A 25075-nucleotide genomic window follows, 5' to 3' on the forward strand; every position below is an offset into this window, starting at 1 on the left:
GAGTCGTGCGCTGTACTTGCTCATGAAAAAACACCCCAAATCGTTGAACGGGTGTCCAACTTTTGGGGTGCAGTTCAGATCTGCGTGCCCTTTTCGTTATGCGATGCGTGTTACTTCACCCGCATGCCCGGTTTCGCGCCGCTGTGCGGCTCGAGAATGTAGAGGCCCGGTTCGGCTTTTTCGTCCGTGGCGGATGCCGCGAGCACCATCCCTTCCGACAGACCGAACTTCATCTTGCGCGGCGCGAGGTTGACGACCATCACGGTCAGCTTGCCGATCAGATCTTGCGGCTGATACGCCGACTTGATGCCCGAAAACACATTGCGCGTCTTGTCCTCGCCGACGTCGAGCGTGAGTTGCAGCAGCTTGTCGGAGCCTTCGACGGCCTTGCAGTCGACGATCTTCGCGATACGCAGATCGACCTTCGCGAAGTCGTCGATGGAAATGACGCCCGCATCGTCCGGCTTCTTAGCGGCGGTCTTGGCCAGAGCGGCTGTTGTCGTCGCCGTTGCGGCTGCGGCTTCCGCGGCCGGCGCGAGCGATTCGCGATTCGCGGCGAGCAACGCCTCGATCTGCTTCGGATCGACGCGCGTCGTCAGATGCTTGTATGCGTTGATCGCGCTCGCCGACGACAGCGGCTTGTCGGCATCGGCCCAGACGAGCGGCGCGATGCCGAGGAACGATTCCACCGCTTCGATGAGCTTCGGCAAAACCGGCTTCAACGCGAGCGACAGCAGGCGGAACGCTTCCAGGCTCACGCTGCAGGTTTCATGCAGCGCGACGGCGTTCGCCGGGTCCTTCGCCTGTTCCCACGGCTTCGCGGTGTCGACGTAGGCGTTGACGGCGTCGGCCAGTTCCATCGTCGTGCGCAGCGCGCGGCCGTATTCGCGCGACTCGTAGAAGCCGGCGATGTGCGGAATCGCCGAACGCAGTTGCGCGACGAGCGGATGATGCATCGCGCTGTCCTGCACGCGGCCGTCGAAACGCTTGATGAGAAAGCCCGCCGCGCGGCTCGCGATGTTCACGTACTTGCCGACGAGATCGCTGTTCACGCGCGCCTGGAAATCTTCGAGATTCAGGTCGATGTCTTCCATCGTGCTGTTCAGCTTCGCCGCGAAGTAGTAGCGCAGCCACTCGGGATTCAGCCCCGTGTCGATGACGCTCTGCGCGGTGATGAACGTGCCGCGCGACTTCGACATCTTCGCGCCGTCGACGGTCAGGAAGCCGTGCGCGAACACGTTCGTCGGCGTGCGATGGCCGGAGAATTCGAGCATCGCCGGCCAGAACAGCGTGTGGAAGTACAGAATGTCCTTGCCGATGAAGTGATATTGCTCGGCCTTCGAGCCGGGCTTCACCCATTCCCCGAAATTCACGCCGATGCGGTCCGCGAGATTCTTGAAGCTCGCGTAATAGCCGACGGGCGCATCGACCCAGACGTAGAAATACTTGCCCGGCGCGCCGGGAATTTCGAAGCCGAAGTAGGGCGCGTCGCGCGAAATGTCCCAGTCGGCGAGTTTGGCTTCGCCCTTGTCGCCGAGCCATTCGCGCATCTTGTTGGTGGCTTCGGGCTGAGCGAGACCGCTGACCCAGCCGCGCAGGAATTCCTCACAGCGCGGATCGGACAGCTTGAAGAAATAATGCGTCGACGTCTTGCGGATCGGCGTCGCGCCCGACACGACCGAATACGGATTGATCAGTTCGGTCGGCTGATAGGTCGAGCCGCAGACTTCGCAGTTGTCGCCGTATTGGTCCTTCGCGCCGCATTTCGGGCATTGGCCCTTGATGAAACGGTCCGGCAGGAACATTTCCTTGACCGGATCGTAGGCTTGTTCGATGTCGCGCGCCTCGATCAGGCCCGCCTGCTGCAGCGCGCCGTAGATCGTGTTGCACAGTTCGCGGTTTTCCTCGGCATCGGTCGAGTAGTAGTTATCGAACGAGATGCCGAAGCTGTCGAAGTCGCGCTTGTGCTCTTTCCACACGCGCTCGATCAACGCTTTCGGCGTGATGCCTTCCTTCTCGGCGCGCAGCATGATCGGCGTGCCGTGGGTGTCGTCCGCGCCGACGTAGTAGACCTCGTGGCCATGCATTCGCAGCGTCCGAACCCAGATGTCCGTCTGAATGTATTCGACCATATGGCCGATATGAATCTGACCGTTCGCGTACGGCAACGCGGACGTGACGAGGATCTGGCGGCGGCCGCCTTCAAAGGCTTGAGCGGCAGGCGCGGCGGTGGCAGTGGCTGAAATCGGTGCTGACATAAAGGCGCGGCCCGGTGGGAGTGCTTGAGGTTGTGAAAAAACGCGGAGTTCGATTTTAGCAGGGCGGGGAGAGGCGGGCGGAGTCGGCGGTGGATGGGGCGGAGTGCGTTTCGAGCGCCCAAAAAAAACCGGGGTCCAATCGGGCCCCGGAGCAACAACGACAAGAGGAGAATGGCAGGTGATGGCATCGCCATCCGCCTACCGTAAGGACAGACAGCAGCACCGCGTCCAAGTTTCAAATTTTTTTCAGACGACTAATTGCCGCTCGTGCCACCGCCCTCGCGGCGGCATATTCTCCTTTATAATCAGACGCTTACTGCACTTGTCCGGGCTGCGCGGTCGCACGCAGATAGATCTCCACGCGACGATTCTGCGCGCGGCCGGCTTCCGTCGAGTTGTCCGCGATCGGCTGAGTCTGGCCCATGCCCGATGCCGCGAGACGCTGCGCCGCGACGCCGTGCGTCGAAATGTACGACGCGACGCTCTGCGCGCGATTCTGCGACAGCGTCTGGTTGTAAGCCGCCTGACCCGTGTTATCCGTATGGCCGACCACGCTCGCGATCAGCTCCGGATGCTGCTGCATCGTCTGCGTGACGGAGTTCAGCACCGGATCGAACGACGGCTTGATCGCGTAGCTGTTCGTGTCGAACGAAATCGAGTTCGGAATGTTCACCTTCAGCGAGCCGTCCTGCTGCTCGGTCACTTGCGTGCCCGTGCCCTTCGAGTCACCCGAGATCTTGTTCTTGATCGACTGCCAGTTGTAGCCGACGATACCGCCCGTCGCCGCGCCGGCTGCCGCGCCGATCGCCGCGCCCTTGCCGCCGCCGAAGATCGCGCCGATCGCCGCGCCGGTCGCGGCGCCCGCGCCGGTGCCGACTGCGGTGTTGGTGCCCTGCTGCGTTTGACAGCCGGCGAGAAGCGCGCCCACCAGGGCAACGACGGACAGGCGGGTCATCAACTTAGTATTCATCTACGATCTCCTTTGATTCAACAAGCGTTCGGCGCATGCGCCGACAGTGCGAAAGGGTCTTCGGACGAGCCTCCGGGCGAGCCTCTACAATAATGAGAAAAGCGCCCGACTGCCCGGTGGGATGCGTCCCCGGAAAGATTTGCAGCGGGATAGTGCAATGCGTAAGCGTTACAACGCAACGGCGCTAACAATTACTTTCAATTTCCTCAGAGTGTTCCGTGCGCCGCTGGGCGCCAGCAACAATCGTTCCATGGAGTCTCGATGAGTATTGACCGCGCGAAGATCGACGCCGCACTCGCCACACTGACCGATCCGAACACCAACCGCAAGCTGGTTGATCTGAAAAGCATTCGCAACGTATCCGTCGACGGCGCGAACGTCGTGGTGAGTGTCGTGCTCGGCTATCCGGCGAAATCGCAGTTCGGTGCGATCCGCGAAATGGTGGGAGGCGCGCTGCGTCAGATCGCGGGCGTCGCGAACGTGACCGTGGATGTTTCGTCGCAGGTCGTCGCGCATGCCGTGCAGCGCGGCGTGAAGCTGCTGCCGAACGTCAAGAACATCATCGCGGTGGCGTCCGGCAAGGGCGGCGTCGGCAAGAGCACGACGGCGACGAATCTCGCGCTCGCGCTCGCGGCCGAAGGCGCGTCGGTCGGCATGCTGGACGCGGACATCTACGGTCCCTCGCTGCCGATGATGCTCGGCATCACCGGCCGTCCGGAATCGCCTGACAATCAGACGATGAATCCGCTCGAAGGCCACGGCATTCAGGCGAACTCCATTGGCTTTCTGATCGAGCAGGACAATCCGATGGTCTGGCGCGGCCCGATGGTCACGTCCGCGCTCGAACAATTGCTGCGTCAGACGAACTGGAAGGGTCTCGATTACCTCGTCGTCGACATGCCGCCGGGCACCGGCGACATCCAGCTCACGCTATCGCAGAAAGTGCCGGTGACGGGCGCGGTGATCGTCACGACGCCGCAGGACATCGCGCTGCTCGACGCGAAGAAGGGCTTGAAGATGTTCGAGAAGGTCGGGATTCCGATTCTCGGCATCGTCGAGAACATGAGCACGCATATCTGCTCGAACTGCGGTCACGAAGAGCACATCTTCGGCGCGGGCGGCGGCGAGCGCATGGCGAAGGAATACGGCGTCGAAGTGCTCGGTTCCCTGCCGCTCGATATCGCCATTCGCGAGCGCACCGACGCGGGCCAGCCGACCGTCGTGTCGCAGCCGGACAGCCGCATCGCGGAGACGTATCGCGCCATCGCGCGCCGCGTCGCCATTTCGATTGCGGAGCGCCAGCGCGACATGACCTCGAAGTTTCCGAGCATCGTCGTGCAGAACACCTGATTTCGAATAAGCGATCGAATCGGCGCGAGCCTTGTGCGATGCGGCTCGCGGTATCATGTCGCCTTCGATGCGCGGCAGCGCGGACGCACGGGGCGTCGGCGGGCCGCCGAGAGGATCGCATGAGACACAGATTCGACGGAAGGGCGCTTTACGCCTCGATCGCGATGGCCGCTTGCAGCGTCATGCTGAGCGGTTGCGGCCTCATCTTCCAGAATCACGAAAAGCGCGCGGACGCCGTTTTGAATCCGACGCCCGGCAACGCCACGCGCGGCACCGTCACGCTGATCGAGCGCGCGGACGGCGTGCAGGTTTCCTACAGCCTCACCGACATGCCGCCGAACAGCGATCACGCGCTGACCGTTCACGAGCGCGGCGACTGCATCGCGGTCAACGGGCCGGACGCGAGTCCGGTGTTCGCGCTGCCTTCCGATCGCAGACGAACGTCATCGCGTCTCGAAGGCGAGCTCGGCAACATCCACGCGGACGCAACCGGCGCGGCGACGGGCTTCATCGTCGCGACAGATGTCTCGCTCGACGGCGTGCGCTCGATCATTTCGCGCGCGATCATGCTGCACCGCGAAGCGCTCGACCCGTACGCGAGCGCGCCGCACAACGTCGGACCCGCGCTCGCTTGCGGCGTGATCCGGCGGTAGCTGCTGCGGCGGCATGCGAAGCGCCCGGCGCGGCGGCGCGCTTCGCGTAAAATACCCGCTTTCGTTTGGCCCGCGCGGCGAGAACCGCCGCCGGCCATGCCCCGTTTCACCGCAGGCGGCGGTCGCGAGACCGAGCCGTTCACCGTTGAGTAGCGTCCCCTATGAGCATCAAATCCGATAAGTGGATTCGCCGCATGGCCGAAGAGCACAAGATGATCGAGCCGTTCGTGCGCGATCAGGTGCGCGTGGCCGAGGACGGCCGCAAGATCGTGAGCTACGGCACGTCGAGCTACGGCTACGACATTCGCGTCGCCGACGAATTCAAGATCTTCACGAACATCAATTCCACCATCGTCGATCCGAAAGCCTTCGACGAGAAATCGTTCGTCGACTTCAAGGGCGATGTCTGCATCATTCCGCCGAATTCTTTCGCGCTCGCGCGCACGGTCGAGTATTTCCGCATTCCGCGTTCGTGCCTCACGGTGTGCCTCGGCAAGTCGACGTATGCACGCTGCGGGATCATCGTGAACGTGACGCCGTTCGAGCCGGAATGGGAAGGTTACGTCACGCTCGAATTCTCGAATACGACACCTTTGCCTGCCAAAATCTACGCGAACGAGGGCGTCGCCCAAGTCCTGTTCTTCGAAAGCGATGAAATGTGCGAGACGTCGTATGCCGATCGCGGCGGGAAGTACCAAGGTCAGCACGGCGTGACGCTGCCGAAAACCTGATCGAACCACGCACGTTACAAGCTTGTCGAAAGACCGCTGGCCCCGAGATTGCGACTCGGGCAGCGGTCGTTTCCATTTGGAGATTCGCCCCATGAAGTTCCGCTTCCCCGTCGTCATCATCGACGAAGACTTTCGCTCCGAAAACATTTCGGGTTCCGGCATCCGGGCGCTCGCAGAAGCGATCGAAAAGGAAGGCGCCGAAGTCCTCGGCCTGACGAGTTACGGCGATCTCGCCGCGTTCGCGCAGCAGTCGAGCCGCGCATCGTGTTTCATTTTGTCGATCGACGACGAGGAATTGCTGCCTTACGCGGACAACGTCGTCGTAGAAGGCGATACGCCGGAACTGGCGACGGCCATCGTCGCCTTGCGCGCGTTCATCACCGCGGTGCGCAAGCGCAACGCCGATATCCCCATCTTCCTGTACGGCGAAACGCGCACGTCGCGCCATCTGCCGAACGACATCCTGCGCGAACTGCACGGCTTCATCCACATGTTCGAGGACACGCCGGAGTTCGTGGCGCGTCACATCATCCGCGAGGCGAAGGTGTATCTCGATGCGCTCGCGCCGCCGTTCTTCAAGGAGCTCGTGCAGTACGCGGACGAAGGCTCGTATTCGTGGCACTGTCCGGGGCACTCGGGCGGCGTGGCATTCCTGAAGAATCCGCTCGGGCAGATGTTCCATCAGTTCTTCGGCGAAAACATGCTGCGCGCGGACGTCTGCAACGCGGTCGAGGAACTGGGTCAGCTGCTGGATCACACCGGCCCGGTCGCGGCGTCGGAGCGTAACGCCGCGCGCATCTTCGGCGCGGATCATCTCTTCTTCGTGACCAACGGCACGTCGACGTCGAACAAGATCGTGTGGCATGCGACCGTCGCGCCGGGCGATATCGTGCTGGTCGATCGCAACTGCCACAAGTCGATCCTGCACGCGATCACGATGACGGGCGCGATCCCCGTGTTCCTCACGCCGACGCGCAATCACTTCGGCATCATCGGACCGATTCCGCGCGACGAGTTCAAGCCGGAGAATATCCGCAGGAAGATCGAGGCGAATCCGTTCGCGCGCGAGGCGCTGGCGAAGAACCCGAAGATCAAGCCGCGCATTCTGACGATCACGCAGAGCACGTACGACGGCGTGATCTACAACGTCGAGATGATCAAGGATCTGCTCGGCGACATGCTCGACACGCTGCACTTCGACGAAGCCTGGCTGCCGCACGCCGAGTTCCACTCGTTCTATCAGGACATGCACGCGATCGGCGCGGGCCGTCCGCGCACGGGCGCGCTCGTGTTCGCGACGCACTCCACGCACAAACTGCTCGCGGGCATTTCGCAGGCGTCGCAGATTCTCGTGCAGGACAGCGAGAACAGCACGTTCGACCGTCATCGTTTCAACGAGGCGTATCTGATGCACACGTCCACGTCGCCGCAATACGCGATCATCGCGTCGTGCGACGTCGCGGCCGCGATGATGGAAGCGCCGGGCGGCGAGGCGCTCGTCGAGGAGTCGATTGCGGAAGCGGTCGATTTCCGCCGCGCCATGCGCAAGGTCGATGCCGAATACGGCGACGACTGGTTCTTCAAGGTCTGGGGCCCGGACGCGCTGGCGGAAGAGGGCATCGGCGATCGCGAGGACTGGGTGCTGAAGCCCAACGACCGCTGGCACGGTTTCGGCGCGCTCGCGGAAGGCTTCAACATGCTCGATCCGATCAAGGCGACGATCATCACGCCGGGACTCGACGTCGACGGCGAATTCGGCGAGACCGGCATTCCGGCCGCGATCGTGACGAAGTATCTGGCGGAGCACGGCATCATCGTGGAGAAGACGGGGCTTTACTCGTTCTTCATCATGTTCACGATCGGCATCACGAAGGGCCGCTGGAACTCGATGGTCACGGAGCTTCAGCAGTTCAAGGACGACTACGACAACAATCAGCCGCTGTGGCGCGTGCTGCCGGAGTTCGTCGCGCAGCATCCGTCTTACGAGCGCATCGGTCTGCGCGATCTATGCGAGCAGATTCACAGCGTCTATCGCGCGAACAACATCGCGCGCCTGACGACGGAGATGTACCTGTCGAGCATGGAGCCGGCGATGAAGCCGTCCGAGGCGTTCGCGAAGCTCGCGCACCGCGAGATCGATCGCGTGCCTATCGACGAACTGGAAGGACGCGTGACGTCGATTCTTTTGACGCCGTATCCGCCGGGCATTCCGTTGCTGATTCCGGGCGAGCGTTTCAATCGCACGATCGTGGATTACCTGCGTTTCGCGCGCGAGTTCAACGAGCGCTTCCCGGGATTCCATACGGATATTCACGGGCTGGTCGGCGAGATGATCAACGGACGGATCGAGTATTTCGTGGATTGCGTGCGGGATTGAGTGCACGCAGTGGCGATCACGAGCCGCATCAGAAAATAATGAATGCGGTGATCGTGTCGCGATAGGGGCCGGGCCGTGGGGCCGATTGCGCAGGCACTTGCCCATAAACGGTGAAGGTGTAGGCTACGCCCGTACCGACGCCGTTGCCCATCACAGTCCCGGACGTGCCGTCGCCCCACGGGACGGTATGCGAAGGGTCGATGTACAGCTGATAGTCGATTGTCTCGGTCCCACCCACCCGTGTGAGCTTGCGCCCAGTGATCGCGCCGCCGTCCGACGTGCCTCCGTTCAGCGCAATGTTGTACGACGCGCCCGACGTGCAGGTCGCGGTGATGCGGCTCGTCGCCTCGAGCGGCTCCTGAAAAGAACTCTGCGTGCCGAACACCATCGGCGTCGCGGAGATGTTGCAGTTGTTCGCCACGTTGACCGATACGTTGAACGCCGCCGACTTGTACGGCGCGGTCGCCGTGCTGCAACTCGGCGGCGTGCCGCTGTAGCCCACATAGACGAAATACGTGTCGGCGGCGGTGAACGTCTGCGTGTACGTCCCCAATCCGACCTGCTGATTCGGCGGAATCCGCCCGTAGAACGGCTCCTGTGCCCACACCTTGCCGCTCGGATGCACGGGCAGGTCGATGATGTACGGCGTCGTCGACGGGTTGAGAATCGAGCCCCACACGCTCACATGATCCGGATCGACGTATAGGTTGTAGTCGAGCGTCGCGCCGTTCGGGCCGGTCAGCACGCGCGGCGACGTCGTGCTGATGTTCAGGCACATGCGCACCATCGGCGTCGTGTAGCCGGTGCAATACATGATGACCGCGCCGACGACCTCCGTCGGCTCCGAATAGGTCGTGTCGTATTCGCCGAAATCCGTGTAGCCGACGGAAAACGAACACATCTGCGCCTGCGACGCTTTCGGCAGCGCGAGCAGCGCAAACATCGCGACGACGATGACCGCGCCTCTTCGTATCCACGATCGCGTTCGCATGATTCATCCTCCGTTGCCGCGACAGACGAACGGCCCGATCTGCGGCAACTCGTGTGACGACGCGGCGTCGAACGGCACCTGCGCGGAACAGCTCGCGCCGTGTCCGCGAATCGTCACCGTGTTGGCGGCGTCGAGCTTGTTGAAGAACGCGAGGCCGTCGAAGCCGACGATCGCCGTTTCGCCCGTGCTCTCGTTGGTCGCGGCGGCGCCTTCCTTGATCGGCGCGCCGCCCGCATCGACGAAACTCACCGACGCGCCCTGATACCGCGACATCCCGAAGCGCGCGAGCACGCCCGAGCGCCGTTCGGGCGCGACGTTGAGCTTCGTCGTTTCGATACGCGCATCGGCGGGCAAGGCGAGCGGATCGATCGCGATCTGATTGCGCTGATACGACTGCAGATCCGGCACCAGCAGATGGCCGCCCGAATTCGTGACGCCGACCTTGCGGTTCTCCTGGCTCACCGGCACGCCCGCGACGCCGTCGGTGGAGACGAGCGCGAAGCCATCCGTGATCGTGCGCGCGGGCAGCACCGCACCGTCCATGATGGCGATTGCGCCGGTCATCTCGGCGGTGCCCGTCGTCGTGCCGTTGAAGCGCTGCGCCGTCGCCTGGAATTCCCCGAAGCTCGCCCGATAGTTCGCGCCCGCGAACCCATGCCGATAATCCGCGCCCGCGCCCGCCTGCACCGTCCAGCCCCATCCGCCGCTGAAATCGGCCGGACGCGACGCGGTGACGTCCGCCGTCGAGTGGCCGCCCGATTGCGCGAGCGTCGTGCTGACCGCCATGTTGCCGCCGAGCGCGACCGTCACGCCGATCGATCCGCCCCACACGTTCTTCTGCAGGAAGTCGCGGTACGCCGTCGCGAAGAGCGACCAGCGCCGCCCGAACTGCGCGTTGTACGCGAGCGTGAGGACGCGCGCGTGCCCGGAAAAGCTGTCCTCGGAATCGACATAGCTCATCGTCGCCGATTGCGTGCGCAGGAACGAAACCGACGCCGTCGCCTGATAGACATGCTGAAACGTCGACGTGCCCGTAAGCGACGCGACATCGCGATAGCCGCTCGACGCCTGCGTGCCCTGCAGACTGACGGAAAACTTCGGCCCGATGTACTGATAGCCGAGGCTGTAGAGCGAACCGGTCATACCGTCGACCTTGCTCGCGGCCGCCGCCGTGCTGAACACGCCGAAGCCGCCGGTGCCGATCACCGCGCCCGCGCCGCCGTTGACGAGTCCCTGGCCGCCTTCGGCGTGCGCCTGCAAGGTCAGCCAGTCGCTGACGCCATAGCTGAACACGCCGCTATAGATGGGCGAACGCTCGTAGTCGAAAGACTCGACCGTGTAGTTGTCGCGCAGGAAGCCGAGTTCGAACGAATAGTTGAACAATCCCTTCGACAAGAGCCGCGCATCGATATAGAGCGGCACGCTCGTCGTGACGCGGCGACCGAGCGCATCGGTGACGACGATTTGTGCGACGCCCGCGCCGTTCAGGCTCGGCGCCTGCGCGATCTGGAACGGCCCGGGCGCGACTTCGCCGCTGTACTGGCGCAGGCCGTTGACGTAGAGATCGACGGCGGAAGGCACGGCGGCCGAGGCGGAGAACATCGGCAGGGGAAACGTGATGAGGTCGGGCCTCAGCGTGAAGTCGCGCTGGATCTGGAATCCGCCGAAGCGCACGGAGCGCGACCACGGCAGCGATCCCGATACCGAATCGCCGACCGTCATCGTGAAAAGTTTCGCGGGATTCGAGTAGCTCCAGTTCGTGTCGAGCCGCGTGTATCGGTTCGAGCCGCCGTCCGCGTTGATCCAGGTGCCGGTGTTGTCGAACACGCCGAAGGGCGTGAAGAGGCGCTGCTCGCTCCACACGCCGATGCTGTTTTCGCTGTCTTCGCCGTATTCGCGCGTGTAACTGACGTCGTAGTTCATCAGGAAGCCGGTGCCTGACGTCGCCTTCGGCGTGACCGGCAGCGTGTAGCCGATCTTGCGTGTGGTCTGGCGCGCTTCGTCGACGTCGAGAATCGCCTGCTGGCGCGCGGGCGCATACGTCGCGCGCAAGCCGGGAATCGACGACAGCGCGAGCCAGCCATCGGCGTCCGGTTTCAAATCGCTCACGCGGATGCCCGCGGCTCCGAGCGTGCGCGGCTCGGCATAAAGTTGGCCGTGACGCAGTTCGAACTCCGACGGCTCGCCGAGATTCGTTCCGTTGATGACGATCTCGAGCACGAGTTGCTGATTCGTTTCGGCGAACGCGCCGAAGGGCTCCCCGCGCGCTGCGCCCGAGAGGCTCGGCAGTTCGGCGGGCGAGCCGCCGCCGGTGATGTCGACCTGCGCGATCGCCGCTTCCGACACGAGAACGAGCGTCAGCGCGACGCGAGCTTTCCGGCCCGGCGTCTTCCTGGCGGTGTCGGCGGACGAGGACATGCTCGCGGCGATGCGCAAGCGATCAAGGTCCGCCGCTCTCGCCGAGCCGCTCCGTGACGGCCGAGCCGTTGACCGTCGCCGCGACGTCCGCCGGCTTGCCGCGCAAGGCGCTCGCGGCGGCGGGCAGCGCCCACGCGCGCACGCGGCCCGGCAGGACGTAGCCGAGCAGGCCCGCGGAAATCGGAATGTCCGCGCCGCCGTTTTTCAGCGATACCGCGCTCAACTGCGCATGGATCGCCCCGCTGTTCGAGACGAGCAGAAACGGCTTGCCGTTTCTCTCGACGATGCTCCATTGCAGCTTCGGCTTGCCCGCTTCACCGGCTGGCGAAATAAATAGTCGTACAGAATATCGAAAGCGAAACTGAACGTTTGCACCGGCGGTAGCGCCTTCCGGCGGCAATTCATCGATGAGCAGACGATACGCGCGCTCCTGCTGCAACGGCTCCATGCTCGCGCGAATCACGCGGATGACCTGCTGTCCGCCCGCGGCCACTTCGGCGATAGGCGGGCTCGCGACGATCTCGCGCGTCGGCGTCAGCTTGTCCTGTTCATCGGCCTGATCCCAGACGAACGCGCGCACTTGAGCGTGGATCGGTTCGTCGCCGCCGTTGCTCAGGTTGATGACTTTGCCGTTCTCCGCGGCAGTGAGCTGGATCGTTACCGGGGAGATTTGCAATGAAGCGGCGAGCGTCGCGGAGCATTGCAGAAAGAGAAAAACCGCGCAGACGCGCGGTAGCAAGGTGGGCATCGTCGGTCTCCTTATGTCATCCCGACTATCCCATTGATATAGATTTATCTGCGAACAAGCAAGCGTCGCGCTGAGTGCGAGATGCTTGCAGCGCGATGCGAGGTTTAGAACACGACCGTCGCGGTGATGGTCGACGAATACGCGCCAGCCGCGGGCGTGTTCTGCGTCGGCACGCGGCCATAGACCGGGATGGTTTGCGCGCCGCCGTCGCCGGTGCCCGCGACCGTGTCGGTGTCCGCCGTGTTGCCCCAGACCTGCGTGCGGGCGATATCGCGATACAGGTTGAACGAGACGAATGCGTCGCCTGCTGCGTTGCCCATCTTGCGATCCGATATGGCCGAACCGGTGGCCGTGCCCGCGTCGAGGGCGACGGTGTAGGGCGTGCCCTTGGTGCAGGTGACCGACAGGCTGGCGTTCTGATCGATGTTCTGCGTGAGCACGCCGGTGCTGCCGAAATCGAGCGGATTGGCGGCGATCGAGCAATCGTCCTGAACCGTCAGCGTGACGTCGAAAGTCGCGGTCTTGCTCGTGGCGGCGAATGCATTCTGCGAACCGACGGCGCCGAGCGTGGCGGCGCTTGCAACGATGGCAATGACGGCGGCTTTCTTGAACAGGTTACGCATGAGGAACACTCCTGAGATCGAAAAGATGACTGATGCTGAATCGCGCTGGCGTCGCGAGGACATGGATGAATCATAGGGAATACGCGACTAAGACTGAATGAGACGACTCTTAATTGAGATAGGTAGGCGCGGTGTTTCGCTTGTTGTGGTTATGTCGCGGGCGTTATTGAGATTGATGCGTGCCGCGAATCACTGGCTGCCGGCACGGAGCATCTTCGTGCTAACTCATCCCGATTGCGCCTTCTAGAATGAAGAGCGATCGGGCGCGGTTCGACGATTTGAATTAGATATGCGAAGCAAATCAAAAAAGGGGATTGTCATGTTCGCTGAGAAGTGGAAATTGACGTTCGTGCTGCTTCCGTTGGCCGTGCCGTGTGCGGTGTCGGCGCACGGTACGATCGAGACGCCGATCAGCCGCGTCTATTCGTGCTACCTCGAGGGCCCGGAAAGCCCGACGTCGGCGCCGTGCAAGGCTGCGGTCGCGGTGGCGGGGCCATCATTCCTGTACGACTGGGCTGGCGTGAATCAACTGCCCAATGGCGATCACAAGGCTTTCGTGCCCGACGGGCATCTGTGCAGCGGCGGCAAGACCAACTACTACGGTCTGGATCTCGGCCGAAGCGACTGGCCGGCCACGACGATCTCGGCCGATCTGAGCGGAAACTACACATTCGTCTGGTACGCGACCGCGCCGCACGTCACGCGCTACTTCCAGATGTACATGACCTCGGACGGCTACGATTTCAATCAGCCGTTGAAATGGTCCGATCTCGACAGCAAGCCGTTCTGCGAACTCAACAGCGCGACGCTCGACAACGGGCGCTACAAGCTGCAATGCAAGCTGCCCGCGGGCAAAACGGGCAGGCGGATCATTTACACGATCTGGCAGCGCAACGACAGCGCCGAAGCGTTCTATGCGTGCAGCGACGTGGTCATCAACGGCGCGCGCACGACCTGGCGCGAGATGCGTCCGATCCCGACGACCGCGCTGGATCAACCGGCGGGCATGAAGATCACGCTGCGGGTCTTCGATGCGGACGGGCACGATCTGGAATCGATCAGCTATACGGTGACGGCGCAGACGACGGCCGCTGCGGACTGGGTGTATGCGATGGCGCAGAAGGTCAACTCGGATGCGAAGCATGTGCGGCTGGGGCTGATCGACAACAACGGCAACATCGTGCCGCAGAAGACGATGTCGGCGAACCGCATCTACGTCGACAGTCCGCAGGACTACAACTTCGCGGTCGATTACACCGGCGCGCCGGCACCTGCGCCTTCACCGACGCCGACGCCTTCACCTGCGCCCACGCCCACGCCCACGCCAACGCCCACGCCAACGCCAACGCCAACGCCAACGCCCACGCCCACGCCAACGCCAACGCCAACGCCAACACCTACGCCCGCACCGGCGCCAACGCCGACACCAACCCCCGCCCCCTCACCCAGCGCAGGAGGCGCGACATGCGCCATCGCGTGGCAGTCGGGCACGATCTACAAGGCGAAGGAAAACGTATCGGTGAGTGGCCGCAACTACAGCGCGCGCTGGGAGAACTCCGACGATCCCTCGCGCAATTCGGGCAGCGGCAAATCGTGGCAGGACCTGGGCGCGTGTTCGGGACAGACGTTGCTCGCGTGCGCCGCGCCGTGGAGCGCGAGCAAGACCTACGCGACCGCGGGCACGACGGTCAGCTACAACGGCATGAACTATCGCAACAAGTGGTGGAGCGCCAACGCCGATCCGGCGACGAACTCGGACGGCGCCTGGGAAAAAGTCGGAGCCTGCAAATGAGAGAGGGGGAGCGCGGCGCCCGCATCGAGGCGTCGCGCAAGTCTCATGCTTCAGCGCGAAAACGCCCGCGCCGGATCCACTTCGTCGCGATCCACTTCTCGCCTTTTTCGACGGGCGTGCCCGCGTGCAGCGTTTTTGGATCGCTTTGTCCGAGTTCGTTGACGTATTCGAAATAGAGCGCGCTGCCGCGCCGCGGATGAATCGCGAGTCCGATGTCCGGAAACGTCGTGTCGCCGCCTTGCTCGACTTCGTTGAGATAGAGGATGACCGTCGCGATGCGCTGCCCGCCGCGCTGCATGTGATGTTTGCTGCCGGCCTGCTCTTCGGGGAAGTAGTCGTAATGCGGGCGATATTCGCCGCCCATGCCGTATCGAAGGATATGCAGATCCTCGCCGTTCTCTACCGGCTGGCGAAACAGTTCGGCGATCCTTCGGTCGATCGTTTCGACGAGCGCATCCGTCGATGCATTGACGAACGCGCCTTCGCTCCTGCGTTCTTCGATGGTGATCTCCTTGCCCGAATCCGGATCGACGACGGACGAGCGCTGCACATGCTCGCGGCCGATCTCGATCAGCCGGTCGCATTCGGTGTCGTCGAGCACGTCGGCGACGAGCGCGATCACCGGCTGTTCGCTGCTGAACACCTTGGGCGCGGATCGATCGCTCGCGGTCAGCACGCGCGCCTGCGGCAGCATCGGCGTGCCGTAGAGATAGTCGGGCGATGTTTCATCGTCGGCTTGAGGCGCGTCGCCGGCAAGATGGCGCGCGAGCAGCAGGCGCGCGGTGTTCGGATGGAACGCGGCGGCGATCATCGCGTCGATCAGCGACTGATGCGTGCAGCCGCGGCGGATGTTGTCGTCGAGCCAGTTCTTCCATGTCGAATCGAAGCGGGGAATCGTGCTCATGGCGGCTTTCCGAGTATCACTAAACGATCGGTCCTTTCATGGAAGCACAAAAGCATCTGAATAACAACGGCGCGATTGAAACAGCCGCGCGGCTCGCGCAAAGCGAACTATGCTTTCTCAAGGCGCGGCATCGGGCCGTGTCGGATGAGGGATGAATCGCGCCATGCGAAGCGCATCGTTGAGGATCGAAGGCCGCCGTGCGATCGCCGTGTTGCTGGCGATCGGATGCCTCGCGCTTGGCGAGCGAGCGCGCGCCGCGTCGATGCTGCGCTGCGAGTCCGATGACAACACGGTCACGTATGTCAGCACGCGCATCGAAAACGCAAAGTGCATCCGCGTGAACATGAACTGGCAGTGGACGCCGCCTGCAGCGTCATCCGCATCGATGGCGTCGGCCGCGCCGCCCGCCGCGCCGCTCACGCGACGTCAGACCACGGCGCGCATCTACAGCTATGTCGAAGACGGCGTGCGCCACTTCGTGTCCAGGAAACCGGCCGGCGTTGCGGCGAACGTGACGGTCATCGAGTTGCGTTTCATGGAGGCGTGCAATCTGTGCTCGCCCGCCGATGACGTCAACGTTGCGGGGCTCGCGCTCGACACGCGTTCCTACGGACGCGAAATCGATGCCGCCGCCGCGTCGTTCAACGTCGACAGCGCGCTCGTGCGCGCGGTGATTCACGCGGAATCGGCGTATCGCGCGAACGCGATCTCCCGCGCGGGCGCGCAGGGCCTCATGCAACTGATGCCGGCGACGGCGACCCGCTTCAACGTCGGCGATCCGTTCGACGCGGCGCAAAACATTCGCGGCGGCGTGCAGTATCTGTCGTGGCTGCTCAGGCGCTTCAACAACAATCTCGATCTCGCGCTGGCCGCGTACAACAGCGGCGAGGCGGCCGTCGATCGCTACAACGGCGTGCCGCCATACAACGAGACGCGCACGTATGTGTCGCGCGTGAAGACGCTCGCCGAGCGTTATCGCGACGGGCGCTGAACGCTTCACGCGTTCCCTCGCGCGGATGTTGCCGCGAGGGAGCGCGCCGGCGCTTACTTCGTGTTGTCGACTTCGACCTTGCCGTTGTATGTCACCTTGCCGCGGAAGAAGTAGTCCGTGCACGCCTTGTAATCGCCCGGATTGATGAGCGAGAAGGGCATCTGATAGTCGACCAGCTTGCATCCCGTCGCCGGCTTGCCGTTGATCCACGAATAGTCCTTGTCGAGATACGCCTTGATCGCGGCGGCCGAGCCTTCGTTGAAGCCTTTCATGTTGGCGCAGCCGAGCGGTTCGTCGGCGGCAATGGTCACGCCCAGCTCGCGCGTGAACTCCTTGTACGCGTTGATGCGGTTCGTCACCTGCGATTTTTCCGCGCCGCCGCCGCCGCACTCGATCCCGCCGTTGATGATGAACACCGTCGCGCCGAAGCCCGGCTTCATGTTGTTGCCGATATCGACGGCGTTCGGTTTCCAGGTTCCGTCGACGGCCCAGGTCATCGGCGGCTTGGGCGTTTGCGGCGTCACGGCGAACCAGATCGCGGATGCGAAGTTGAGCCACGTATCCGCGACGCGTCCGGGATTGTCGAGCAGGATGTTGACGTCGCCATACAGCGCCTGCGAGAACGGGCCGAAGTTGTAGTTCCACGAGAGCTGCTTCGCGCCGCGCCCGAAGTAGTCGAGATACTTGCCCGAGGCATTCTTCGCGCACGGATAGAAGATCCAGTTCGTCGCGTGCGAGCCGGGGATGCACTGCTGATACGCGCCGACCGCCGAGCCTTCCGTGTATCCCGATTCGCGCAGGAACCACAGCCCTTGCTGCCAGAAGGGAATCGGCGTGTTTTGCGGCATCGTCGCGAGTACCGGGTTGTTGTGCTCGGCGTCGTTCGAGCGCGCTTGCGCCGGCGTCAGCGAATTCCAGTTCGCGCCGGTTTCCTGCACGAAGTGCGCGAACGATGTAGCGAGCAGCTTGCGACAGATGGCGTCGGCGTCGCGTCCGTCCGTGTAGTCGCCGCAGTAGGCCGGGAATTTAGCGATGCCGCGCAGGAAGTTCACGTACGAGTAAGCGATGTTGCGTACAGGGAAGAGCGCGTCGAACTTCGCTTCGGGGATGATCGCTTCGACGCGCTTCACGTTCGACGGATTGGCGGCGCGTTTCGGCACGACGGCGTTGACTTCGTCGTCGGGCAGCACGCGCAGGGCGTCGCGCAGCGTCGCGATCTGGCCGCCGGATTGGTCGATCAGCGCTTTCTCGGACGCGTTGAACTGGGCCTGCGTCGGGTAATCGGCGGGCGCGGGGATGTAGGTGATTTGAGGTTTGTAGGACGCGGGGGTTGGCGTTGGCGTTGGGGTTGGAGTTGGCGCTGGGGTTGGCGTTGACGTTGGGGTTGGCGTTGGGGTTGGCGTTGGGGTTGGCGCTGGCGCTGGCGTTGGCGTCGGAACCGGAGTGGGCACAGGTACGGGCGTCGGCGTCGGCGTCGGCACCGGCACCGGCACCGGAGTCGGCGTGGGCGTTGGAGTCGGAACAGGCGTAGGCGCAGGAACAGGCGTAGGAACGGGCGTCGGGCTCGGCGTTGCGCCGCTGCACGCGCCGAGGTCTTCCCACACGCCATACGCGCCCGATTGCGCGGGATTGTCGCCCTGCGTCCACCACTTGCTTCGATAGTTCCGCCCGTTGTACGTCACGCGCGTGTTCGCCTGCGCATAAACCTGACTCGCGGACCACGCCGTGTAGCAGCCGGACGGTGTTGGTGTCGGCGTTGGCGTTGGCGTTGGCGTTGGTGTCGGCGTTGGTGTCGGAACCGGCGTCGGCGTCGGCGTGGGCGTCGGAACAGGCGTCGGAGTCGGAACCGGAACCGGAGCAGGAACCGGCACAGGCGTCGGAGCCGGAGCCGGCGCAGGCGTCCCCGCCGCGCCGACATCCTTCCACAACGTCGGCGACGCAGCCGGATTCCATCCCGCGCCGGGATAAGCCGTATGCGTCTGCAAAGCCTGATAGACGCGTCCGTTGTACGTGACTGTCGTGCCCGCCGAATAGGTCGTGCCCTCGGTCCAGGCCTGCTGCGCGAACGTCAGACCCGCCTGAAGCATCAGCGCGGCCGGCAGCAATGCCAGCTTTCTTCGAATCGATGTCATCTCAGTCTCTCCAGCGTGAAGGTCCGGATGCGCGCCGGACGATTGAAGTCGGCTACCGTCGGCTCATGTTCTTTTCCGGGTAGTACGTGAACTTCCATTCCGAAATGCTCGTCTGCAGCCCGAAGCTCGCATCGCTGTCGGAAAATCCGTCCTTCTTGAGCGGCGCTTCGTTCGATGCGCTGTACACGCCGTATAACTCGCCGTCCGGCCCGCGAATCTCCTGCCACGGGCCGTCGTTGGTCATCGGATCGGCATAGGCCTCGCGCAGATAGCGCTGCACGTATGACGCGCGCGGATCGCGCAGCAGATCGTCGAAGCGCTTCGGGAACGCGCCGCTCTTGTCGGCCTTGACGTAAGCCTCGATCGCCCGGCGGATCGCGTCGCCGCGGCGCAGCAGCTCGTCTTCCTTCACGCGCTGGATTTGCGTGGTCCATACGGTGCCGACCGCCATCAGATAGATGGAGATCAGCGCGACGCACATCAGCGCCCACAACATGCCGAAGCCGCGCTCGCGCTTTCGACGTGCGCCGCCGCGCCGCTCACCACGCGCTGTAATCGCTGCCATCCTTGCCCTTGCCTTTCGCGCCGCTGCGCACGTTGTAGACGCCGGGTGTGCCGTCGGCGGGCGGCTCGGTCGTCCATGCGGTGCGATTGCCCGCGACGGGGTCCATCGGTATCTCGCGCAGATAGCGCTTCTGCACGAGCTCATCCAGCGATTGCGGATAACGCCCCTGATCCGCGCGAAAGCGGTCGATGGAATCGCGCATCGCGGCGAGGTTCTGATGCAGCACGGTTTCCTTCGCCTTGTCCGCCTGGCCGAAGTAGCGCGGCACGACGAGCGTGAGCAAGGTCGCGATGATCGCCAGCACGACCAGCAACTCGATCAGCGTGAATGCGCGCAGCGCCTTCTTCCACATGGCTCTCACCACTTTCGATAGGGAACGCCGTTGAGACCGGTGCCTTCGGAGAGCGAATAGACGTCGTAGACGTCGTCGCCTTCGCTCGGCGAATCGGGCGGGCTCGCGTAGCTGCGCTTGCCCCAGGTCGCGTCGTCGGAGCGGCTCGGGCAGTCGCACATCGGGTCGCGCGGCACGCGGCGCAGAAAGTAGATGCGCGCGTGCGTCGGACTCGTCTTGTCGACGACGCCCTCGACGAGCGTTGCAAGCTTCGCCGGATAGCCCGTCTCGCCGACGGGACGGTCGATCTTGCCATCGTCGCCGGCTTTCTTGTAGGCGTCGATCGCGTCGCGGATGCTCCACAGCGCGCGCCTGAACTCGTCCTCCCGGTTGCGCTGCGCGGCGATCTGCACGAGGGGCGCGGCGACCATCGCGAGCGCGGCGAGGATCGCGAGCGTGACCAGCAGTTCGATGATCGTGAAGCCCTTTTCCATCGTCGTCGGCCGGCTGCGCGGTTCAGGGCTGCTCGCGCGGCAGCCGCTGCGCTTCGCCGGTTGACTGAAGCGTCGGCGCGGGCGGCGGCAGGATCGCGATGGGCGGCGCGCTCGGCGGCTCGTTCGGCACGGATGGAGCCGATGGAGCCGATGGAGCCGATGGAACGGGCGGCGGGGCTGCGGCGACCGCACCGGCCGCGACTGCCGGCGCGGCGGCGACCGGCGGCGGCAGACGCAAGCTCTCGTTGCCGGTCACGACATCGCGCTCGGTGCTGATGCGCGTTTCCGTGCCCGAATCGAACTGCATCGCGTTGCCGGTCGGCACGGCCTGATTGCGCACGATGCGCGGCGTGAGCAGCAAGACGAGTTCGGTTTCCTTCGAGTCGTCGGCGCGCGAGCCGAAGATGCGGTCGAAAATCGGCAGGCGGCTCAGTCCCGGCAAGCCCGATCCCGAGCTGCGATCGTTGCGCTGGAGCAGGCCCGCGAGCATCTGCGTTTCGTTGTTGCGCACGCTCATCACGGTTTCGGCGGTGCGGGTGCCGATCTGGTACGCGACGAGCCCGGTCGACGTCGTGATCGTGTCGGTGACATTCGACACTTCCATGCGCAGCTTCACCTGCACTTCGTCGGGACTGGCGATCACCGGCGCGACTTCCAGCGTGAGGCCGACGTCCTGATAGTTGACGCTCTCGGAGCTGAAGTTGCTGGAGAGCGTCGTCGTGACGACGGGCAGCCGGTCGCCGATCAGCACCTTCGCCTTCTCGCGATTGCGCACGCGGATGCTCGGATTGGCGAGCGTGCGCGTCTTGCCGTGCGTCTGCAAAAAGTTGATGCCGACCGGCCCGATCCGCACCAGCACGTCGCTGCTGTTGAGGTTATGCAGTTGTTCGAGCGTGACGGTGTTGTCGGGCAGCGTGGTGCCGTCGTCGATCGTGCCGTACTTGAGCCCGAACGTGATGCGGTCCGGATACTGGATACCCATGTTCAGCAGATCGGACGACGACACTTCGAGCACCTGCGCGTCGATGACGACTTCGGCGGGCGTCACGTCGAGCGCGCGGATGATGCGCTCCGCCACTTTGATCGTGTCCGGCGCGTCGCGCATGATGATCGCGTTGGTGCGCTCGTCGAGCACGGCGTCGCGCGTCTTGACCATCTGCTTGAGCACGCCGAGCACCTGCGCCGCCGTCGAGTTCTGCAGATAGAACGTCCGCACGACGAGATCCTTGTACTCGGTTTCCTTGTCGGGCCGCTTCGGGTAGATGAGGATCGAATTGCCGCTCACGATCTTGCTCGAAAGCTGATTGGCCTGGAGCACCATCGACAGCACCTGCTTGACGGGCGTGTTGCTCGCGAAGATCGTGGTCGGCGCGGTCGCTTGCACTTCGCGGTCGAACGTGAAGTTCAGCCCGGTGATGTTCGACACCAGCTCGAAGATGCTGATGATCGGCTGATCGCGGAACTGCACCGTGATCGGTTGATCGAGGTCCTTGTTGAGCTTCGGCTCGATCGATTGGCCCTTCGGCGCGAGCAGTTCTTCGCGCAGCCGGATCGCGCGCGCGTTGTCGGGCTGCTTCGCGAGCACGTCGATAACGGCCGAGAGCGCCGCCTGCGGCTGATCCAGACGCACCGATTCGGCGTAGCGCACTTCCGCGTCGATCGGCGCCTGTCGCTCGATCCACTCGATCATCTCGCGCGGGTTGTCGTCGCCGGGCGCGGCCTGCTGCGCCTTGTGCGCCCAGCCGAGCGCCTGCGCCGCGTCGCCCGCGCGGTACGCGACGGTCGCGCGTTGCAGGTATTCCATCGACAGTCTGCGCCGCAACGCGAGATACCAGCTTCTGATTTCCAGATCGTCGGGATACTGCGCGCTTTGCTGCGCGAGCAGTTCGAGCTGGGCGTCGGGCGGCATGCCCGCGAGCCGGTTTTGCAGATCCTGCCGATGCAGATCCCCCGCGCATGCCGCGATGAGCGGAATCAACAGGCAGACCGTCACGTCTTTGAGCCGGCTCATTTGAGTTCTCCAAGCGACAGCGTCTGCCGGCGCTTCAGCGGCAGGTACGTGAACTGGACTTCGCGGCGGCTGATGTCGTCGATGCGATAAGCGTTCAGCATCACGTCGCCCTTGTGCAGGAAGCCCTTCTTCTGGCAGTTCATGCAGAGCGGGAACTCGCGGTTCGCGCCGGAAATGACCACATAGAAAACGCCTTGCTGATCGAGCCAGAGCGAGCGAACCGCGAACGGCAGCGGCGGCGGCTCGGGCGGCGGCGGCGGCTTCGACGGCTTGGGCGGTTCGGGCGGCGGAGGCGGCGGCGGTGGCTGCCAGTTCTGCGTCGGAAAGAGATCGATGGGCGCGGGTCCGGCCGCCGCGACGATATCGGCTGCGCTCGCCGCCGGCGGCGCGGAAGCGGGCGCGGCGGGCTTCGCCGTCGATGTCGTCGCTGACTGTTGCGGTTCGGGCGCCGTATCGTCGCCGCCGCGAAAATACGTGAATACGACGAGCGCGAGCGCCGCCAACATCAGCCCCAGCACCGGACGCGAGATCTTCAGGGTGCGCAGGTCGAGCCGGCTCATTTCGTTGCTTCCACGAGAAACGCGCATTGCAGGCGCACCTCCAGTTGCGTCACGCCGATATTCGGCCGCGACAGGCTGAGCCGCTCGCAGCGCAGGCCCGGCAGCGTCCGCAGTTCGTGCATGAAGCCGCGGAACTGCAGATAAGTGGCGCTGAACGTCGTCTCGACGACATAGCGCCGCAGCGACGGATCGTCCTTCTCCTGCGCGGCGAGCTGATACGTGATCTGCGGAATCGCGATGCCGTTCTTCGCCGCGATCGCATGCAGACTGTGCAGGAACACGAAATAACGCTCCTCGGGGCTGACCGGCGCGACGGCTTCGTCGGGCGAGGGCGGCGGCGGTTGCGTCAGATGGACGGCGCGCGCGTTCAGATCGGCCTCACGCTGCGCGATGTCGCGATGCAAGGGCAGGATGTCGGTCAGCGCGACGATCGCCGCGCCCGCGATGAGCAGTACCGCGAGCAGCCCGAAGGTGCCGAGCCGCCACTGCGCGCGCCGCAGTTCCCAGACGAGGCGGTTCATCGGCGCGCTCCGCTCGGATGGGCGGCGTGGCTCGCCTGGGGCCGCGCTTGCGATGCGGCCGGAGCGGCGGAAGCCGGCGACGCCGCCGAAGCCGCCGAAGCCGCCGAAGCCGCCGATGCCGCCGATGCCGCCGATGCCGCCGATGCCGCCGATGCCGCCGAAGCCGCCGAAGCCGCCGATGCCGCCGATGCCGCCGAAGCCGCCGATGCCGCCGAAGCCGCCGAAGCCGCCGTCGATGCCGCCGATGCCGCCGATGCCGAAGCAGCGGCCGCAACCGCCGAAGCCGCCACCGGGCGCGCGACGAACGCCTTCCACGTGACCTGCAACGACGTCTCCACCGATGGCGCCGGCGGTCCCGGCTTCTGAATCTGCCGCTTGATCGCGACGCTTTCCGCGCCGGGCTGCGCCTGAAGCCAGTCGGCGTAAGAGATCGCTTCCTGGACCGAGCGCGTCTCGAACTGCATGTTGATCTGCCGCGACGCGGTGACGAAATCCAGCGACAGCAGCGCGATATTCGGATGCCATCCGCCTTCGATCAGATCGCGCGCCGGTTCCGTCGCGTAGCGCTGCTGCGCCATCAACTGCGCCATGCGCGCGTCGCCGGACTCGCGATGCGCGTTGCTGATCACATGAAACTTCGCTTCCTGCTTCGCGATCGTCGCCTCGCGTTCGTCGAGCGCCTCGCCTTGTTCCTTGAGCGCGTCGCGATACTGCATCGCCGCGATCAGCGCGACGATCCCGACGACGAGCGCGAGCAGCCCCACGGCCGCGCCGGGCCGGTTCGGACGATGCAGGTCGATGACGGGCGCTTTCATGTCGCGGCATCCCAGGGCGCGGGCAGCCATTCGACGAGCGCGGCGTCGGCCGACCAGCGCTCGCGCGCGTCCGGTCCGCCCGGTCCGCCCGGTCCAATCACGTAGCGGCGTTCGGGCGGCGTATCGGCGCAGAGCGCGAACGCGTCGCGCAGCACGCCATCGAGCGCGCCCTCGCGCGTGCGCGTCACCGGCAATGCGATGAAGGCCGTCCATCCGCCGCCGCGCCGCAGCCCGATATGCGCGATGGCCGCGTCACGCTCCGTTTCCTCCAGCGCGACGATCGCGATCGCGCCGTCGCGGATGCGCGCCGCATGCTTCTGCATCGCGAAGGTATACGCCGGCTCGATGCCGAGCAGTTGCAGCTTGCGCGTCTTGCACAGACGCTCGATGCCCGCGCACAGCGCCTCCGATATCGCGGCGGCGAGGCGTCCCTGTTCCCACGCGCCATCGGTGACGGCGTAGCGCCACGCCTCGGTGCCCGCGCCCATCTGCACGGCCTGCACGCGTGCGGCGGCGACCCAGTCCTGCGGCTTCGGCAGCGGCTGCCACGGCAGCGCGTGATAGCGCGCGAACGGTGCGCCGACCACCACGCGCAGCGCATGCAGACCGAGGTTCGCGGGCTTCGGCGCGAGCGTTTCGATGGCCTTGAGCGCCGCGGCGACATCGTTCGCCGATGACAGCGGCATCGGCGCGCCGCCGAACGTGCGGGCGTGCCGTCCGTCGATCCAGAACGTCGTGCGGCTCATGAATGCGGGCGTTTCGATCGACGGCGCATTCAACTTCGGCCGCTTCTTCGCGACGCTGCGCAACGCTTCGAGATGGTCCGACCAACGCGACATG

The 25075-nt window shown here is 64.5% G+C and carries 22 protein-coding genes; 6 read left to right on the forward strand and 16 right to left on the reverse strand.

The annotated features are described in order from the left end of the window. Positions 1-110: 110 nt before the first annotated feature. A complete protein-coding gene (metG, locus tag NCR93_RS03485) occupies positions 111-2258 on the reverse strand; it encodes a methionine--tRNA ligase (RefSeq protein WP_175981713.1) in 2148 nt (715 codons plus the stop codon). Positions 2259-2571: 313 nt separating this feature from the next. Then, complete coding sequence (locus tag NCR93_RS03490; RefSeq protein WP_008351059.1) at positions 2572-3228, reverse strand: YiaD family glycine zipper/OmpA-like lipoprotein; 657 nt, start codon at positions 3226-3228, stop codon at positions 2572-2574. Between the two features lie 261 nt (positions 3229-3489). Between NCR93_RS03490 and apbC the strand changes: the two genes are divergently transcribed. The 4 genes from apbC to NCR93_RS03510 all read left to right on the forward strand — a co-directional run bounded on the left by apbC (position 3490) and on the right by NCR93_RS03510 (position 8339). Then, the gene (gene apbC / locus NCR93_RS03495) at positions 3490-4578 is read left to right on the forward strand and encodes an iron-sulfur cluster carrier protein ApbC (protein WP_175981715.1); all 1089 of its coding nucleotides are present in this window, start codon (positions 3490-3492) and stop codon (positions 4576-4578) included. A gap of 119 nt (positions 4579-4697) precedes the next feature. Beyond that, positions 4698-5231 (forward strand): superoxide dismutase family protein, encoded by a 534-nt coding sequence (locus tag NCR93_RS03500; RefSeq protein WP_008351054.1) that lies wholly within the window; start codon positions 4698-4700, stop codon positions 5229-5231. A gap of 161 nt (positions 5232-5392) precedes the next feature. Next, positions 5393-5962 carry a dCTP deaminase gene (gene dcd, locus NCR93_RS03505; RefSeq protein ID WP_008351052.1) on the forward strand — a complete coding sequence of 190 codons (570 nt, stop codon included), beginning with the start codon at positions 5393-5395 and terminating at the stop codon, positions 5960-5962. Between the two features lie 91 nt (positions 5963-6053). After that, positions 6054-8339, forward strand: coding sequence for an arginine/lysine/ornithine decarboxylase (locus NCR93_RS03510; RefSeq protein WP_008351050.1), 2286 nt, complete (start codon positions 6054-6056; stop codon positions 8337-8339). A 28-nt stretch (positions 8340-8367) separates the two neighbouring features. Here the strand turns inward: NCR93_RS03510 and NCR93_RS03515 are convergent, their stop codons facing one another. The 4 genes from NCR93_RS03515 to NCR93_RS03530 all read right to left on the reverse strand — a co-directional run bounded on the left by NCR93_RS03515 (position 8368) and on the right by NCR93_RS03530 (position 13119). After that, positions 8368-9330: a Csu type fimbrial protein gene (locus NCR93_RS03515; protein WP_175981717.1), complete on the reverse strand. Its 963-nt coding sequence runs from the start codon at positions 9328-9330 to the stop codon at positions 8368-8370. A gap of 3 nt (positions 9331-9333) precedes the next feature. After that, the gene (locus NCR93_RS03520) at positions 9334-11748 is read right to left on the reverse strand and encodes a fimbria/pilus outer membrane usher protein (protein ID WP_250532171.1); all 2415 of its coding nucleotides are present in this window, start codon (positions 11746-11748) and stop codon (positions 9334-9336) included. A 22-nt stretch (positions 11749-11770) separates the two neighbouring features. Next, positions 11771-12496 carry a fimbrial biogenesis chaperone gene (locus tag NCR93_RS03525; RefSeq protein ID WP_175981722.1) on the reverse strand — a complete coding sequence of 242 codons (726 nt, stop codon included), beginning with the start codon at positions 12494-12496 and terminating at the stop codon, positions 11771-11773. Between the two features lie 104 nt (positions 12497-12600). Continuing rightward, on the reverse strand, positions 12601-13119 hold the full coding sequence (locus tag NCR93_RS03530) for a Csu type fimbrial protein (RefSeq protein WP_008351043.1): 519 nt from the start codon (positions 13117-13119) through the stop codon (positions 12601-12603). A gap of 319 nt (positions 13120-13438) precedes the next feature. Here NCR93_RS03530 and NCR93_RS03535 point away from each other — a divergent pair, with 319 nt between their 5' ends. Continuing rightward, positions 13439-14911 carry a lytic polysaccharide monooxygenase gene (locus NCR93_RS03535; protein WP_239295199.1) on the forward strand — a complete coding sequence of 491 codons (1473 nt, stop codon included), beginning with the start codon at positions 13439-13441 and terminating at the stop codon, positions 14909-14911. Positions 14912-14954: 43 nt separating this feature from the next. On the opposite strand, the gene NCR93_RS03540 is transcribed toward NCR93_RS03535, so the two are convergent. After that, positions 14955-15815, reverse strand: coding sequence for a 2OG-Fe(II) oxygenase (locus NCR93_RS03540; RefSeq protein WP_008351040.1), 861 nt, complete (start codon positions 15813-15815; stop codon positions 14955-14957). Between the two features lie 151 nt (positions 15816-15966). On the opposite strand from NCR93_RS03540, the gene NCR93_RS03545 reads away from it, so the two are divergent. After that, entirely contained in the window at positions 15967-16806 is an 840-nt protein-coding gene (locus NCR93_RS03545) for a lytic transglycosylase domain-containing protein (protein WP_175981726.1), read from the forward strand. Positions 16807-16859: 53 nt separating this feature from the next. Here the strand turns inward: NCR93_RS03545 and NCR93_RS03550 are convergent, their stop codons facing one another. The 9 genes from NCR93_RS03550 to NCR93_RS03590 are packed head-to-tail and all read right to left on the reverse strand — an operon-like array spanning position 16860 to position 25074. After that, complete coding sequence (locus NCR93_RS03550) at positions 16860-18938, reverse strand: glycoside hydrolase family 19 protein (protein ID WP_250532172.1); 2079 nt, start codon at positions 18936-18938, stop codon at positions 16860-16862. 52 nt (positions 18939-18990) lie between these two features. Continuing rightward, a complete protein-coding gene (locus NCR93_RS03555; protein WP_008351032.1) occupies positions 18991-19503 on the reverse strand; it encodes a type II secretion system protein in 513 nt (170 codons plus the stop codon). Continuing rightward, a complete protein-coding gene (locus tag NCR93_RS03560) occupies positions 19478-19855 on the reverse strand; it encodes a type II secretion system protein (protein ID WP_008351031.1) in 378 nt (125 codons plus the stop codon). Before NCR93_RS03560 ends, NCR93_RS03555 begins: the two co-directional genes overlap by 26 nt. Positions 19856-19860: 5 nt before the next feature. Continuing rightward, entirely contained in the window at positions 19861-20328 is a 468-nt protein-coding gene (locus NCR93_RS03565; RefSeq protein ID WP_008351029.1) for a type II secretion system protein, read from the reverse strand. A 22-nt stretch (positions 20329-20350) separates the two neighbouring features. Continuing rightward, the gene (locus NCR93_RS03570) at positions 20351-22339 is read right to left on the reverse strand and encodes a secretin GspD/PilQ domain-containing protein (RefSeq protein ID WP_250532173.1); all 1989 of its coding nucleotides are present in this window, start codon (positions 22337-22339) and stop codon (positions 20351-20353) included. Continuing rightward, positions 22336-22899, reverse strand: coding sequence for a hypothetical protein (locus tag NCR93_RS03575; protein WP_175981729.1), 564 nt, complete (start codon positions 22897-22899; stop codon positions 22336-22338). Before NCR93_RS03575 ends, NCR93_RS03570 begins: the two co-directional genes overlap by 4 nt. Then, entirely contained in the window at positions 22896-23420 is a 525-nt protein-coding gene (locus NCR93_RS03580) for a hypothetical protein (RefSeq protein WP_175981731.1), read from the reverse strand. Before NCR93_RS03580 ends, NCR93_RS03575 begins: the two co-directional genes overlap by 4 nt. Beyond that, positions 23417-24235: a hypothetical protein gene (locus NCR93_RS03585; RefSeq protein ID WP_175981733.1), complete on the reverse strand. Its 819-nt coding sequence runs from the start codon at positions 24233-24235 to the stop codon at positions 23417-23419. Before NCR93_RS03585 ends, NCR93_RS03580 begins: the two co-directional genes overlap by 4 nt. Next, on the reverse strand, positions 24232-25074 hold the full coding sequence (locus NCR93_RS03590; protein WP_175981734.1) for a hypothetical protein: 843 nt from the start codon (positions 25072-25074) through the stop codon (positions 24232-24234). Before NCR93_RS03590 ends, NCR93_RS03585 begins: the two co-directional genes overlap by 4 nt. Between the last annotated feature and the right edge of the window lies 1 nt (position 25075).

It is taken from the genome of Caballeronia sp. ATUFL_F1_KS39, from assembly GCF_023630985.1.
In the GTDB taxonomy this organism is placed as follows: domain Bacteria; phylum Pseudomonadota; class Gammaproteobacteria; order Burkholderiales; family Burkholderiaceae; genus Caballeronia; species Caballeronia zhejiangensis.